Below are 15034 nucleotides of genomic sequence, written 5' to 3'. Positions count from 1 at the left end.
TGCCCAACTCGACTTAATTCAGCGTTCAGCGCGATCTCTGTCGCGCCGCGCTGGGTGCAGTCAGATGCTCAGTGCACATCCGCGGAACGCAGCATCTCGTCGCCGCCCTTCGGTTCATTGCCGCCGCGTCCGTCGAAATCATGGCCGGCCTTGCGAATTTCGCACTGCGCTTTCTTCTCGCTCTTCACACCGTTGAAGATCAGGTTCAGCACGACCGCCGACACCGACGCCAGCAAGATCCCGCTATGCAGCAGCGGCGACAGCGCCGGCGGCAGTTTCGAGAAGAATTGCGGCGACACCACCGGCACCAGACCCATACCGATACTCACCGCGACGATGAACAGGTTGTGGTGGTTCTTCACGAAGTCGACCTTGGCCAGAACCTTGATGCCGTTCGCCGCAACCATGCCGAACATCACGATGCCCGCGCCGCCCAGCACGAAGGCCGGCACCGAAGCAACCACTTGCGCCATCTTCGGGAACAGGCCCAGCAGCACCAGGATCACGCCGCCCATCGCGCAGACAAAGCGGCTCTTCACGCCCGTCACGCCGATCAGGCCGACGTTCTGCGAGAACGAGGTATGCGGAAACGAGTTGAAGATGCCGCCGATCAGCGTGCCCAGACCGTCGACGCGCAGACCGCGCACCAGCGTCTTCTGATCCACCGGACGATCGACCATGTCGCCGACCGCGAGGAACATGCCGGTCGATTCGATGAAGGTGACGAACATCACGGTGACCATCGTTGCGATCGCGAGCGGATCGAAATGCGGCAGGCCGAAGTGGAACGGCATCACGATGCCGACCCACGGTGCGTGCGTGACGCCGTCCATGTTCACGCGGCCGAGCGCCAGCGCGATCACGAAACCCGCGACGATGCCGAGCAGCACGGAAATATTGGCGAGGAAGCCCTTGGCGAACTTGTTGATAAGCAGAATCAGCATCAGCACCATCAGCGACAGACCAAGATAGACCGGGTTGCCGTAGTCAGGATTGCCCACGCCGCCGGCCGCCCAGTTGATGCCCACTTCCATCAGCGAGAGGCCGATCACCGAGATCACCACGCCGATCACCACTGGCGGGAAAAAGCGCAGCAGCTTGCCGACCGCCGGCGCGAGCAGGATGCCGATGATACCGGCCGCAATCGTCGAGCCGAAGATATCGAGAATACCGAGCGATGGATTGGTGCCGATCGCGACCATCGGACCGACAGCCGCGAACGTGCAGCCCATGATGACCGGCAGACGGATGCCGAAGATCCACAGACCGAGGGTCTGAATCAGCGTGGCGATGCCGCAGGAAAACAGATCGGCGCTGATCAGGAACGCGATCTGGTCTTTCGGCAATTTGAGCGCCGCACCGATGATCAGCGGCACCGCAACTGCGCCTGCGTACATTACCAAAACGTGCTGAATGCCGAGCGTCAGCAACTGGCCCGCGGGCAGTCGCTCGTCGCACGGGTGAACCGTGTTCGATTGCATTTTGTCTCTCTCCACCATCTCGTTTTGGGATGGCTCCAAGGTATGCGGAACGATAAAGCGCAACAAGACCACTGGGGCCTATTCCGGCATTCCCGGTGACGATATGCGTGAGGCCCGTTTGAAAGCCAAAAGAAATGAACGCGCCGCACAAATCGGCGGCAAGCCCTATGCAGCGGCGATGGGCGCTCACGCGTCGCGCGCGCCCGCCCTGGAGTGATATGTGTGAGAATGAATGGGGTGTATCTCGCTCGACGCATAGTGCTGTTTTGGTGCGGCTCGCGGCGTGGCGGGGTTAACCCGCGATTCCGGGCTTTTAGCGTGTTTTCGGGCGTGCTTCCGAAGGCGCGCAGCGGTGACGGAAAATACACCGTTCCAGGCACCATTCGCGTGCTGATCCCCAAGCTCAAATTGACGTTCTATCGCCCATGAGTTTTCTTGGCATCGACCTCGGCACCGGCTCCCTCAAAGTAGCAATCGTTGACAAAAGCGGCCGCGAGCAGGCCGCGGCGAGTGTCGCGTATGCGCTCGAAACGCCACATTCCGGCTGGGCCGAAATCCCGGTGCAAACCTGGTGGCGTGCGCTTTGCGAAGCGGCGGCGCGTTTGCCCGAAGATTTGCGCCGCGAGGTGCAGGCAATCGGTTTCTCCGGACAGATGCACGGTGTTGTTCTGATCGACGCAGAGGGCGAAGCCGTGCGCCCCGCGATGCTCTGGCCCGACACGCGTGCGTTAGGTCTGCTCGATCAGTGGCCCGAGCCACAGCCGAATCCGGTTGCGCCCGGCATGGCTGGTCCTTTGCTGCGCTGGCTCGTGCAGACCGAACCGCAGTCCGCGCGCAAGACGCGCTGGGCGTTGCAACCGAAAGATTGGCTGCGTGTCGCGCTGGGCGGCGTGATCGCAACCGATCCTTCTGACGCCTGCGCGACCGCGCTCGCCGATCCCGCCGGGGTATGGGATCAGGCGCTGCTTGAGCGGCTCAAGCTGCCGCGTGAATGGTTTGCGCCGCTTGCGCCTGCGTATGCGGCGGGTGGCGTCTTGTCGCCGAAAGCTGCGCAGGCGCTGGGTCTGCGCGCGGGCATCGTGCTTGCGATCGGTGCCGCCGATACGCCATGCGCGGCACTCGGCAGTGGTCTCGCGAGCGACGGAGACGCCTTGCTCACCACCGGCACCGGTGGACAAATCGTCGTGCTTGCCGAGCACGCACCACGAGCGGTAAAAGGACTGCATCGCTATCGGGCGGCGAGCGATCACTGGTATCGGATGGCGGCGATGCAGAACGTCGGCGTCGCGCTCGAACGCGTGCGCGGCTGGCTTTCATATGAATGGGCGGATGCCTATCGTGATGCGTTCGGCGATACAACAGGCGCTACCCCCGTCGCCGCAGCGGGTCTGACTTTTCTGCCCTACCTCACCGGCGAGCGCACCCCGTGGCTCAACCCCGCCGCACGTGGCGGCTGGCTTGGCCTCGCGCTCGACCACACGCGCGCCACGATGATGCGCGCCGCATTCGAAGGTGTCGCGTTCTCGCTGCGCGCCGGGTTCGACGCGATTCGTGCAAGCGGCGCGACGGTGACGACATTGAAACTCGCGGGCGGTGGTTCAGTCGATGCGCGCTGGCGGCAGTTGCTCGCCGATGCGCTGAACGTCGACCTGTATGCCGTGGATTGTCCAAACGCGGCGCCGCGCGGCGCGGCCATCCTGGGTGGACTGGCGAGCGGACATTGGCACGCGGGCGACCTCGCCGCGCTTGCGCCGGGCGCGACGCGTGTTGCCGGGCCGCAAGGCGATGCGGCGCTCGCCGAACGTTATGCGCGTTTTCTCGATCTGTATGGACGCGTCGAATCATGGTTCGGCGAAACGCCGCTTCGGTAACCGAAGCGATGTCAGCTATAGACAATGCTGCGACGTACTTCGCAATACCATTACGGCTTTCGCACGCTAAGGTATAGGCCGGCAAATGATGGCGGACGAGGATCGCGGACGAGCGCAACGCCGTTCGTCCACAACCTGGCACACACATTCATTGCAGTAACCGAACTGCGACATCGGCACGCCGCGCGATATCTCACCGCGACGCGCCAGGCATTCACAGACTCACAGGAGCATTCACGATGAAAACCAAAGCAGCCATCGCATGGAAAGCCGGGGCCCCGTTGATGATCGAAGAAGTCGATCTGGAAGGCCCGCGCGCCGGTGAAGTCCTGATCGAAGTGAAGGCAACGGGCATCTGCCACACCGACTACTACACGCTCTCGGGCGCCGATCCGGAAGGCATCTTCCCGGCGATTCTCGGCCACGAAGGCGCGGGCGTGATCGTCGATGTCGGCCCGGGCGTGGGCACGTTGAAGAAGGGCGACCACGTGATCCCGCTGTACACGCCGGAGTGCCGCCAGTGCAAATTCTGTCTGTCGCGCAAGACCAATCTGTGCCAGGCGATCCGTTCGACGCAAGGCAAGGGCTTGATGCCCGACGCGACGTCGCGTTTCTCTCTGGACGGCAAGCCGCTGTTTCATTACATGGGCACGTCCACGTTTTCGAACTACATCGTCGTGCCGGAAATCGCCGTCGCGAAGGTGCGTGAAGACGCGCCGTTCGACAAGATCTGCTACATCGGTTGCGGCGTGACGACGGGCGTCGGCGCTGTCGTGTATTCGGCGAAGGTCGAAGCGGGTGCGAATGTGGTCGTGTTCGGTCTCGGCGGCATCGGTCTGAACGTGATCCAGGGCGCAAAGATGGTGGGTGCGGACAAGATCATCGGCGTCGATATCAATCCAGGCCGTATTGAACTGGCGAAGAAATTCGGCATGACCCACTTCATCAACCCGAACGAAGTCGAGAACGTGGTCGACCATATCGTGCAACTCACCGACGGCGGCGCGGACTACTCGTTCGAGTGCATCGGCAACACGAAGGTGATGCGTCAGGCGCTGGAGTGCACGCACAAGGGCTGGGGTCAGTCGTTCATCATCGGCGTGGCGGCAGCGGGCGAGGAGATCAGCACGCGTCCGTTCCAACTGGTGACGGGCCGCGAGTGGAAGGGCTCGGCATTCGGCGGCGCACGCGGCCGCACGGACGTGCCGAAGATCGTCGACTGGTACATGGAAGGCAAGATCAACATCGACGATCTGATCACGCACCGTCTGCCGCTCGAGCGCATCAACGAAGGCTTCGATCTGATGAAGAAGGGCGAGTCGATCCGCTCCGTCGTGCTGTACTAATGCGGCACTGAGCCAGCACAGAAAGGAGCATCGCGATGCTTGAACTCTTGTCGTCGCATGCCTGTCATGGCGGCGAGCAGCGGATCTACCGGCACGACTCGCAGACCATCGGTCTGCCAATGCGCTTCTCGGTGTATCTGCCGCCGCAGGCCTTGCAGACCAATGCGAATGTGCCCGCGCTGTTCTATCTCGCGGGTCTGACCTGTACGGAAGAAACCTTTCCGGTCAAGGCCGGCGCGCAGCGCTTCGCGGCACAGCATGGCATCGCGCTGGTCGCGCCGGACACCAGTCCGCGCGGGGCGGGCGTGCCGGGCGAAAGCGCGGCGTGGGACTTCGGCGTGGGCGCGGGCTTTTACGTCAACGCGACGCAGCAGCCGTGGGCGAAGCACTATCGGATGTACTCGTATGTGCGCGATGAACTGCGCGAAACGGTGCTCGCGAATCTGCCGGTGGACGGTGCGCGTCTGGGCATCTTCGGGCATTCGATGGGGGGACATGGCGCGTTGATGCTGGCGCTGCGCAATCCGGAGATCTATCGGTCGGTGTCGGCGTTCGCGCCGATTGCCGCGCCTTCACAGTGTCCGTGGGGCGTGAAGGCGTTCAGCGGGTATCTGGGCGAAGACCGCGAAACGTGGAGGCAGTATGACTCGAGCGAGCTGGTCGCCCACGCATCGCGCAAGTTTGCGCAAGGGATTCTGATCGATCAGGGGCTGGCGGATCAGTTCCTCGCCGAGCAGCTGAACCCGGATGTGTTCGAAGCGGCCTGCAAGGCCGCGGGGCAGCCGCTGACGTTGCGTCGTCACGCAGGCTATGACCACGGGTATTACTTCATCTCGACGTTTATCGAGGATCATCTCGCGCATCACGCGAAGGTGCTGCTCGGTTAACATTCGCCGGGGCGATAGCGGCGGCACGCAGTGTGCCGCCGCTATCGCCAGATCTTCGCCAATGCGAAATGCGCCACCGCAACGAATGTGGCTTGGACTACGCAACCGGCACGCTCAGTCAGCCACTCAACGCACCTGCGCCACTTCAACGCGTGCTAAGCGCAGCTTAACGCCGCCCCAACAAACTCCCGCCATACACGACAGCCGACAGCACGGTGATCCAGAAGCTCGTCGGCCAGTCGGTGTAGAACGCGAGCGTCAACCCGAGCCACGCCTGTACCAGCGCGAACACAGCGGCGAGCACGAGACCGGTCGAGAGTCGCGTCGTCACGTTTTGCGCGGCGGCAGCCGGCCCGACCATCAGCGTGAACACCAGCAGCACGCCGACGATCTGCGTACACGCTGCCACAGCCAGTGCGGCAATCGCCAGAAACAGCACCGACACCCGACGCAACGACACGCCCTTGGCTTCGGCCAATTCGGGCTGCAACGACGCAAATAGCAAGGGCCGCATGATCGCCGCGAGCGCCAGCAAGCTGACGACGCCCAACGCGGCCAGCACACCGAGTGTCGAGGCATTCACGCCGAGCACGTTGCCGAACAGCAGCGCGGTGACCTGCGTCGCGTAGGCGGTGAAGAAGTGCAGGAACAACAGGCCGAAGCCGAGCGACAGCGACAGGATCACGCCGATCGCGACATCGCGGCCGGCCAGCTTCTCCCCGAGCGCGCCCATGCCGACGCCCGCCGCCAGCGTGAATCCGATCATCCCCCAGATCGGCGAGATGCCGATCAGGACAGCCCCCGTCGCGCCGGTGAAGCCGACGTGCGAGAGCGCGTGGCCTGCGAAGGTCTGCCCGCGCATCACCAGAAAATAGCCCACCACGCCTGCCAGCACCGCGACGATTCCCGACGCCGCGAACGCGTTCACCATGAAATCGTATTCAAACATCGTGCGTGTGTCCGTCGCGTGAGTCGTGCTTGTGAGAGTGGCCGTGCGCGCCACCGTGGTCGTGCGAATGCGAGTGTGAGTGGCTATGGCCACCGTTCTCGTCGAGTTCGTGCTCGTGATCGTGTTTCTCGACTTCGACGTCGCCCGACATCACGAAGATGCGGCCGTTCACGCGCATCACGTCGATCGGCGAGCCGTAGAGACGCGACAGCACCGGCTTCGTAATGACTTCATCGACCGTGCCGAGCGCGGCGACGCCGCTGCCGAGATACAGCACGCGATCGAGCGCGTGCAGAAGCGGATTCAGTTCGTGCGCCGAGAACAGCACGGCAATGCCGAGTTCCTGCTGCACGCGCCGCACCAGTTCGACTACGCTTTTCTGATGATGCGGATCGAGACTGATCAGCGGTTCGTCGAGCAGCAGCAGCTTGGGGTTGCCGAGCAGGCACTGCGCGAGCAGCAGACGCTGACGCTCGCCACCCGACAGTTCCGATAACGGCCGCTCGGCCAGCTGGCGGCCGCCTACCAGATCCAGCACCCGCTCGACATCGGCGCGGGTCTTGCTGTCCGCATGGGGCAGGCCCCAGCGGTGTCCATCGGCGGCCATCGCGATGAAATCGCGGCCGCGCACGCGGCGCCCGGCCAGCGCACTGCGCGTCTGCGGCATATAGCCGATCGACGCATTGCCGCGCTCCACCGGCTGGCCCAGCACGCGGATTGCGCCGCTCGCCGCCGGCACGAGGCCGAGCACGGCGCGCATGAGCGTGGTTTTGCCCGCGCCGTTCGGCCCGAGCACGCCGATGAATTCGCCCTGGTTCACCACGAAGCCGGTGTCGCGCAAAATCGTGCGGCCGCCGAGTTCGAGCGTCACGTGCTCGAGTTCAAGCACGGGCGCGGTGGTGCGTCCTGATGCACTGGTTGATGCATTAGCTGGCGTGCTGCGGCCAGTCTCGTTCATTGAGTTTTTCCTTTGGGCGGAGTGGCCGCCGCATTCGCTGCGCTTGCATCGCCCGCGGCCAGCGCCGTGGAGAGCGCGTCAAGCTGCGTCAGCATCCAGGTCTGATAGGTCTTGCCGGCCGGTTCGGTTTCGGTGACGCTCATGGTCGGCACCTTCGATTGCTGCGCGAGCTTCAACATGCGTTTGGTCAGGGCCTCGGTTGCCTGGCTGTTATAGATCAGAACGCGCACGCGCTTTTCGCGCAGATCGCGTTCGAACGCGGCGATGTCGCCCGCGCTTGCTTCAGTGTCGTTCATCGTTGCCAACTGGAAGTGCAGATTGCGCATCGAGAGGCCGATCGCGTCCGACATATAACCGAACACCGGCTCGGTCGCCGTCACCGGCACGCCGGCGTAGCGGCCATGCAGATCGGCAACTTTGGCGTCGATGGGTTTCAGCGAATCGAGAAACTTCGCGAGGTTCGCATCGTACGCCGACTTGTGCGCCGGGTCAGCCGCGACGAGCGCCTCGCTCACCGCGCGCGCCACCTTCGGCATGGTTTGCGGGTCGTACCAGAGGTGGGGATTATCGCCGCCTTCCTTGCCGACGAGATCCGCGGCGACGATCGTGGTGCGCTTCGTGCTCTTCGAGGCGGCCAGCAGTTTCGCCATCCACGGATCGTAGTCGGCGCCGTTGTAGACCACAAGGCTCGCATGCTGCAAGGCGCGCGCCGTCTTCGGGCTGGCTTCGAACAGGTGCGGATCCTGATCCGGATTGCTCAGGATGCTCGTCACGTCGACCCGGTCGCCGCCCAGTTGCTGCACGACGTCACCGTAAAAGTTTTCCGCTGCCACCACCGGGATTTTCGCATCCGCGGCAAACGCGCTGTGGCTGAGCGTGACAGCAGCAGCGACCGCCGCGCCCATGGCCACGGTCTTCGAGCGCTTTAGCGCATGGCGCGCGCCGTTCAACATCGAACCGAATGTCTTCATCGTTGTTCCTTGCTGCGTGAGCGTTGAATGAACTACAAAACTTAAGAGCGGCGCGCTTTGGCGGTCATCGGGCGCATGCATGCCGCCGTTCAACCCTGCGCATTGGCGGTACTGCGCGCAGGCAGCTGGCCCAAAGCCGAGCGAGTTCGGAATGATATAACGTATCTCTAATTCTTGTCAGCGACTTATGCAGAGTGCGGCTGGGCTGCCTTCGATTTCTCGTATTAGTGTCGATCGAGACAGTAAGAGGGTGCGCGGCGGTCCTGCCGCGCTGCACCATCGAAATCTGGTCGAGCGCCTTGACATGACCCGGTCCGTATCCGATCATTCGATCACTAACAGAGCAATTGTTCGCGCAACGAGCGTTCGCTCACCGCGCCTCAAGAAGCGAAACGAACCGGAGACAGGCAGTGGCGGCACGATTGCAAGACAAGGTGGCCATTCTGACGGGCGCGGCAAGCGGAATCGGTGAAGCCGTGGCCCGGCGCTATCTGGACGAAGGCGCGCATTGCGTGCTGGTCGATGTGAAGTCCGCGGACAGTTTCGGCGATGCGTTGCGCGCCGCTTACGGCGACCGCGTGCTGACTGTCAGTGCCGATGTGACGCGCCGCGAGGATATAGAACGCATCCTCGCGAGGACTCTGGAGCGTTTCGGCCAGGTCGATATCCTGTTCAACAACGCGGCGCTCTTCGATATGCGCCCGATCCTCGATGAATCCTGGGACGTGTTCGACCGCCTCTTCGCGGTCAACGTGAAGGGCATGTTCTTCCTGATGCAAACCGTTGCCCGGAAAATGGTCGAACAGGGCCACGGCGGCAAGATCATCAATATGTCGTCGCAAGCCGGGCGGCGCGGCGAGGCGCTGGTGTCGCACTACTGCGCAACCAAAGCCGCCGTGCTCAGCTATACGCAATCCGCGGCCCTCGCTCTCGCGCCGCACAAGATCAATGTGAACGGCATCGCGCCGGGCGTCGTCGATACGCCGATGTGGAAAGAAGTCGACGCGCTCTTCGCCCGCTATGAAAACCGGCCGCTCGGCGAGAAGAAGCGCCTGGTCGGTGAAGCGGTGCCGCTCGGCCGTATGGGTGTGCCGGACGATCTGACCGGCGCCGCCCTGTTTCTCGCGTCGGCGGATGCCGACTACATCACCGCGCAAACCCTGAACGTCGACGGCGGGAACTGGATGAGCTGAGCGGATCACAGTATGGATGAGCCGTTCCCGCTTCACCCTTTGTCATTTTCGTAGAACAAACGCAGCACTACATAACGTACGAGAAAGGAGACAACACATGAAACCAGCTACCAAAACCGCGCTGAAGGCGGTCAGTGCCGGCGCGCTTGCATGCTTTGCGTTGAATGCTCAGGCGGCGACGGTGACCATCGCCACGTTGAACAACCCGGACATGATCGAGCTGAAGAAGCTCTCGCCCGCTTTCGAGCAGGCGAATCCGGACATCAAGCTCAACTGGGTGATTCTCGAAGAAAACGTGCTGCGTCAGCGCGCCACCACCGACATCACGACCGGCAGCGGCCAGTTCGACGTGATGACGATCGGCGCGTACGAAACGCCGCAGTGGGGCAAGCGCGGCTGGCTCACGCCGCTCACCGGTCTGCCCGCTGATTACGATCTGAACGACGTCGTGAAGACGGCCCGCGACGGCCTCTCGAGCGGCGGCCAGTTGTACGCGCTGCCGTTCTACGTCGAAAGTTCGATGACGTATTACCGCAAGGATCTGTTCGCGGCCAAGGGCCTGAAGATGCCCGATCAACCGACCTACGACCAGATCGCGCAATTCGCCGACAAGCTCACGGACAAAGCCAATGGCATGTACGGCATTTGCCTGCGCGGCAAGGCTGGCTGGGGCGAAAACATGGCGTACGCGACGACGGTGGTGAACACCTTCGGTGGCCGCTGGTTCGACGAAAAGTGGCAAGCGCAACTGACCTCGCCGGAATGGAAGAAGGCCATCACGTTCTACGTCGATCTATTGAAGAAAGACGGCCCTCCGGGAGCGAGTTCGAACGGCTTCAACGAAAACCTCACGCTGATGTCCTCGGGCAAGTGTGGGATGTGGATCGACGCCACGGTGGCCGCCGGCATGCTTTACAACAAACAGCAGTCGCAGATCGCCGACAAGGTGGGTTTTGCGGCGGCGCCGATCGCCGTTACACCGAAGGGCTCGCACTGGCTGTGGGCTTGGGCGCTGGCCATTCCGAAGTCGTCGAAGCAGCCTGACGCGGCGAAGAAGTTCATCGCGTGGGCCACGTCGAAGCAGTACATCGAAATGGTCGCGAAGGATGAAGGCTGGGCCTCGGTGCCGCCGGGAACGCGTCATTCGACCTACGCGCGCCCTGAATACAAACAGGCGGCACCGTTCGGCGACTTCGTGCTGAAGGCGATCGAAACGGCGGATCCGGATCACCCGACGCTCAAGCCAGTGCCGTACACCGGTGTGCAGTTCGTCGGCATCCCTGAGTTCCAGTCGTTCGGCACGGTGGTCGGTCAGAGCATCTCCGGCGCGGTTGCCGGTCAGATGACGATCGATCAGGCGCTGGCAGCCGGGCAGGCAACGGCGAACCGTGCCGTGCAACAGGCCGGTTATCAGAAGTAAGCCGCAGTGTTAAGCCGCAACGCAAGCACTGCAACGTAACGTGAAACGCGCCGGCTGACGCCCGTCAGCCGGCTCACGCAGCACAGCGGGCCGTCCTCGCCACTTATTGGCACTCACGCGTCGCAACATCGCCTGGCGTCGCGGCGAGTGATGCTGCCAAGGTGGCGTCTTTACCGGACAGCCCGCGCATTACCGAACAGGTGGTCAATCATGCGTCCTCTGCGCCTACCTCTCATGCATGCCCATCCCCAGACAGAAAAAGAACGCGAAGTCCGCAAAGCTAATTCCGCCCGCTGGCTGGTGTCGCCCTCGGTCGCGGTACTCGTACTGTGGATGGCCATTCCGCTGGCGATGACGATCTGGTTTTCGTTCTCGCACTACAACCTGCTGAATCCGGATCTCAAAGGTTTCGCCGGATTCGACAACTATAAGTATCTCGCCACCGATCCGTCGTTCGGACCGTCGATCGGGCACACGCTCGAACTGATCATCTCGGTGCTGGTGATCACCGTGGTCGGCGGCGTGCTGATGGCGATCCTGTTCGACCGTAAGTTCTACGGTCAGGGCATCGCGCGGCTGTTGGCCATTGCGCCGTTCTTCGTAATGCCGACGGTCAGCGCGCTGATCTGGAAGAACATGATCCTGCACCCGGTGTATGGCCTGATCGCTCAGGGCATGCGCGCGATCGGCATGCAGCCGATCGACTGGTTCGCCGACTATCCATTGACGGCGGTGATCATGATCGTCGCGTGGCAGTGGCTGCCGTTCGCGTTCCTGATTCTGTTCACCGCGATCCAGTCGCTCGATCAGGAGCAGAAGGAAGCGGCGCGCATCGACGGTGCGGGTCCGTTTTCGATGTTCTTCTACATCACGCTGCCCCACCTGAAACGGGCGATCGCGGTGGTGGTGATGATGGAGACGATTTTCCTGCTGTCGATTTTCGCCGAAATCTATACGACCACGGGCGGCGGTCCGGGCACCGCGACCACCAATCTGTCGTACCTGATCTATTCGCTGGGCCTGCAACAGTTCGACGTCGGTCTCGCTTCGGCAGGCGGCATTCTGGCTGTTGTGCTGGCTAACATCGTGTCGTTCTTCCTTGTGCGGATGCTCGCGAAGAACCTGAAAGGGGAGTACGAAAAATGAGCCACGTTGCCTCTACACCGGCGTCCACCACGACGTCCATGAGCGTGCCGGCCAAGTCGCCGTTCGACGCGATTCGCCGCGGTATTCCCGGCGTGATCGCATGGCTGGTCGCGCTGCTGCTGTTCTTCCCGATCTTCTGGATGACGATCACCGCGTTCAAGACGGAGCAGCAGGCGTATTCGTCGTCGCTGTTTTTCATCCCGACGCTCGATAGTTTTCGCGAGGTATTCGCGCGCAGCAATTACTTTTCGTTCGCGTTGAATTCGGTGCTGATTTCGGTCGGCGTCACGGTTCTGTGCCTGATTCTCGCCGTGCCCGCCGCCTACGCGATGGCCTTCTTTCCGACGCGCCGCACGCAGAAAGTCCTGCTGTGGATGCTGTCGACCAAGATGATGCCGTCGGTCGGCGTGCTCGTGCCGATCTATCTGTTGTGGAAAAACAGCGGCTTGCTCGATACGGTGTCGGGTCTGGTGATCGTCTACACGCTGATCAATTTGCCGATTGCCGTGTGGATGTCGTTCACGTACTTCGCAGAAATTCCGCGCGACATTCTCGAAGCAGGACGGATCGACGGCGCGGCGACGTGGCAGGAAATCGTCTACCTGCTGATGCCGATGTCGTTGCCGGGGCTCGCCTCCACCTCGCTGCTGCTCGTGATCCTGTCGTGGAACGAAGCGTTCTGGAGCATCAACCTGTCGAGTTCGAACGCCGCGCCGCTGACTGTATTTATCGCGTCGTATTCGAGTCCTGAAGGGTTGTTCTGGGCCAAGCTCTCCGCTGCTTCGCTGCTCGCGGTCGCACCGATCCTGATCGTCGGCTGGCTGTCGCAGAAGCAACTGGTGCGCGGCCTTACGTTCGGGGCGGTCAAATGACGGCAGGCACGAGTGCAGGTGCGAGCGTAGGCAATTTCGCGCTGATCTGCGATTGCGACGGCGTGCTGATCGACAGCGAAGCCGTGGCGGCGCGCATGCTGGTGCACGAACTCGAAGCGCGCTGGCCCGATGCCAATGTCGAACCGGTGGTGCTGCCGCTGCTCGGTTTGCGCATCGAAAAAGTGTTGCAAGGCACGGCGGCGCAACTTGGCAAGCGCCTCAGCGCCGAGGATATCGAGGCGATCCGTCGAGCGGTGGAGGCGGTGGCGATGCAGGCCCCCGCAGTCGATGGCATCGAGGCCGCGCTCGCGCAGGTGCCGCTCACCAAAGCCTGCGCGAGCAACAGTTTCCGGCCGTATGTGGAGACCGTACTGGCGCGCACGGGCCTCGTGAGGTTCTTCGGCGATCGGGTCTTTTGCGCCGATGCGGTGCCGAATCCGAAGCCCGCGCCCGACGTCTATCTTGCTGCAGCGCAAGGTCTCGGCCTCGCGCCGTCCGCCTGCCTCGTGGTGGAAGACAGCGTGACGGGCGTGACGGCGGCGACCGCGGCCGGCATGACGGTGCTGGGCTTTATCGGCGGCGGTCATGCGAGCGATGCGCAGATCGACGCGTTGCATGCAGCGGGTGCGCGTTCCGTATTCGACGACATGATGCAGCTGCCCGAACTGGTGGCGCAATGGACGCTGAGCGCGACGGCGGCGACGCCATAAGCGCGACCGCGTTGGCACAGCACCTGGATAAACGAATCAACGCAGTAAGAGCTATACACGGAGACACATCATGGCAAGCGTAACTCTGCGCAACATCAGAAAAGCCTACGACGACAACGAAGTGATGCGCGACATCAACCTCGACATCCTTGACGGCGAATTCGTTGTGTTTGTGGGGCCGAGCGGTTGCGGTAAATCGACGCTGATGCGGATGATCGCCGGCCTCGAGGACATCACCAGCGGCGATCTGACCATCGACAACGCGCGCGTGAACGACGTGCCGCCCGCCAAGCGCGGCATCGCGATGGTGTTCCAGTCGTACGCGCTGTATCCGCACATGACGCTGTACGACAACATGGCGTTCGGTCTGAAGCTCGCCGGCACCAAGAAGCCCGAAATCGACGCCGCCGTGCGCAATGCGGCGAAGATTCTGCACATCGACCATCTGCTCGATCGCAAGCCGAAGCAGCTTTCGGGCGGTCAGCGCCAGCGGGTGGCAATCGGCCGCGCGATTACGCGCAAGCCGAAAGTGTTCCTGTTCGACGAACCGTTGTCGAATCTCGACGCCGCGCTGCGCGTGAAGATGCGCCTCGAATTCGCGCGTCTGCACGACGAATTGAAAACCACGATGATCTACGTGACGCACGATCAGGTCGAAGCCATGACGCTGGCCGACAAGATTGTCGTGCTGTCGGCGGGCAATGTGGAGCAGGTCGGCAGCCCGACCATGCTGTATCACGCACCGGCCAATCGCTTCGTCGCCGGCTTTATCGGCTCGCCGAAGATGAATTTCATGGAAGGGGTCGTGCAGTCGGTGACGCACGACGGTGTCACGGTGCGCTACGAAACCGGCGAGACGCAACGTGTCGCGGTGGAGCCGGGCACGGTGAAGCAGGGCGACAAGGTCACCGTCGGTATTCGCCCGGAGCATCTGCACTTCGGCATGGCCGAGGACGGCGTGTCGGCAACAACCATGGCGGTCGAATCGCTCGGCGATGCGGCGTATCTGTACGCGGAATCGAGTGTCGCGCCGGATGGTTTGATCGCGCGGATTCCGCCGCTCGAACGCCACAGCAAGGGCGACACGCAAAGGGTCGGCGCCACGCCTGAGCACTGCCACTTGTTCGACAGCGAAGGGAAAGCCTTCCAGCGGAAGATCGTCGAAGTGCTGGCTGCGTGAGAAAGTGAATGGGAAAGCGGCGGGCGCGCCGCTTTCCTTCAATTAGGCTT

General features: G+C 62.6%; 14 protein-coding genes. 10 read left to right on the top strand and 4 right to left on the bottom strand.

Features of this window, described 5'->3' with window-relative positions; genetic code table 11:
- Positions 1-68: 68 nt before the first annotated feature.
- Entirely contained in the window at positions 69-1481 is a 1413-nt protein-coding gene (locus GNZ12_RS05570; RefSeq protein WP_172309417.1) for a nucleobase:cation symporter-2 family protein, read from the bottom strand.
- 1 nt (position 1482) lies between these two features.
- Here GNZ12_RS05570 and GNZ12_RS05565 point away from each other — a divergent pair, with 1 nt between their 5' ends.
- The 4 genes from GNZ12_RS05565 to fghA all read left to right on the top strand — a co-directional run bounded on the left by GNZ12_RS05565 (position 1483) and on the right by fghA (position 5585).
- On the top strand, positions 1483-1698 hold the full coding sequence (locus GNZ12_RS05565; protein ID WP_216673101.1) for a prephenate dehydrogenase: 216 nt from the start codon (positions 1483-1485) through the stop codon (positions 1696-1698).
- Between the two features lie 208 nt (positions 1699-1906).
- Positions 1907-3352: a xylulokinase gene (locus tag GNZ12_RS05560; protein ID WP_172309416.1), complete on the top strand. Its 1446-nt coding sequence runs from the start codon at positions 1907-1909 to the stop codon at positions 3350-3352.
- 239 nt (positions 3353-3591) lie between these two features.
- Complete coding sequence (locus GNZ12_RS05555; RefSeq protein WP_172309415.1) at positions 3592-4698, top strand: S-(hydroxymethyl)glutathione dehydrogenase/class III alcohol dehydrogenase; 1107 nt, start codon at positions 3592-3594, stop codon at positions 4696-4698.
- Positions 4699-4733: 35 nt separating this feature from the next.
- A complete protein-coding gene (fghA, locus tag GNZ12_RS05550) occupies positions 4734-5585 on the top strand; it encodes an S-formylglutathione hydrolase (protein WP_172309414.1) in 852 nt (283 codons plus the stop codon).
- A 166-nt stretch (positions 5586-5751) separates the two neighbouring features.
- On the opposite strand, the gene GNZ12_RS05545 is transcribed toward fghA, so the two are convergent.
- Genes GNZ12_RS05545 through GNZ12_RS05535 form a run of 3 tightly spaced genes read right to left on the bottom strand, consistent with a single transcriptional unit; the run spans position 5752 to position 8463 of the window.
- Complete coding sequence (locus tag GNZ12_RS05545) at positions 5752-6534, bottom strand: metal ABC transporter permease (protein ID WP_120303060.1); 783 nt, start codon at positions 6532-6534, stop codon at positions 5752-5754.
- Positions 6527-7492, bottom strand: a complete 966-nt coding sequence (locus tag GNZ12_RS05540; RefSeq protein WP_172309413.1) for an ABC transporter ATP-binding protein — start codon at positions 7490-7492, stop codon at positions 6527-6529. The genes GNZ12_RS05545 and GNZ12_RS05540 overlap by 8 nt, the downstream gene beginning before the upstream one ends.
- Positions 7489-8463 carry a metal ABC transporter solute-binding protein gene (locus tag GNZ12_RS05535; protein WP_172309412.1) on the bottom strand — a complete coding sequence of 325 codons (975 nt, stop codon included), beginning with the start codon at positions 8461-8463 and terminating at the stop codon, positions 7489-7491. The genes GNZ12_RS05540 and GNZ12_RS05535 overlap by 4 nt, the downstream gene beginning before the upstream one ends.
- A 410-nt stretch (positions 8464-8873) precedes the next feature.
- Here GNZ12_RS05535 and GNZ12_RS05530 point away from each other — a divergent pair, with 410 nt between their 5' ends.
- The 6 genes from GNZ12_RS05530 to GNZ12_RS05505 all read left to right on the top strand — a co-directional run bounded on the left by GNZ12_RS05530 (position 8874) and on the right by GNZ12_RS05505 (position 14984).
- Positions 8874-9656, top strand: coding sequence for an L-iditol 2-dehydrogenase (locus GNZ12_RS05530; protein WP_172309411.1), 783 nt, complete (start codon positions 8874-8876; stop codon positions 9654-9656).
- A gap of 97 nt (positions 9657-9753) precedes the next feature.
- Positions 9754-11076 carry an ABC transporter substrate-binding protein gene (locus GNZ12_RS05525; protein WP_172309410.1) on the top strand — a complete coding sequence of 441 codons (1323 nt, stop codon included), beginning with the start codon at positions 9754-9756 and terminating at the stop codon, positions 11074-11076.
- A gap of 210 nt (positions 11077-11286) precedes the next feature.
- Positions 11287-12222 (top strand): carbohydrate ABC transporter permease, encoded by a 936-nt coding sequence (locus GNZ12_RS05520; protein WP_172309409.1) that lies wholly within the window; start codon positions 11287-11289, stop codon positions 12220-12222.
- Between the two features lie 38 nt (positions 12223-12260).
- Positions 12261-13094 (top strand): carbohydrate ABC transporter permease, encoded by an 834-nt coding sequence (locus GNZ12_RS05515; protein WP_120303066.1) that lies wholly within the window; start codon positions 12261-12263, stop codon positions 13092-13094.
- Positions 13091-13804, top strand: coding sequence for an HAD family hydrolase (locus GNZ12_RS05510; RefSeq protein ID WP_172309408.1), 714 nt, complete (start codon positions 13091-13093; stop codon positions 13802-13804). Before GNZ12_RS05515 ends, GNZ12_RS05510 begins: the two co-directional genes overlap by 4 nt.
- A 70-nt stretch (positions 13805-13874) precedes the next feature.
- Entirely contained in the window at positions 13875-14984 is a 1110-nt protein-coding gene (locus GNZ12_RS05505) for an ABC transporter ATP-binding protein (RefSeq protein ID WP_172309407.1), read from the top strand.
- The last annotated feature ends 50 nt before the right edge of the window (positions 14985-15034 follow it).

Source organism: Paraburkholderia solitsugae (genome assembly GCF_013177695.1).
GTDB lineage: Bacteria > Pseudomonadota > Gammaproteobacteria > Burkholderiales > Burkholderiaceae > Paraburkholderia > Paraburkholderia solitsugae.
The sequence above is the reverse complement of the archived record's forward strand: the minus strand, read 5'-3'. Positions and strand labels throughout refer to the sequence as shown.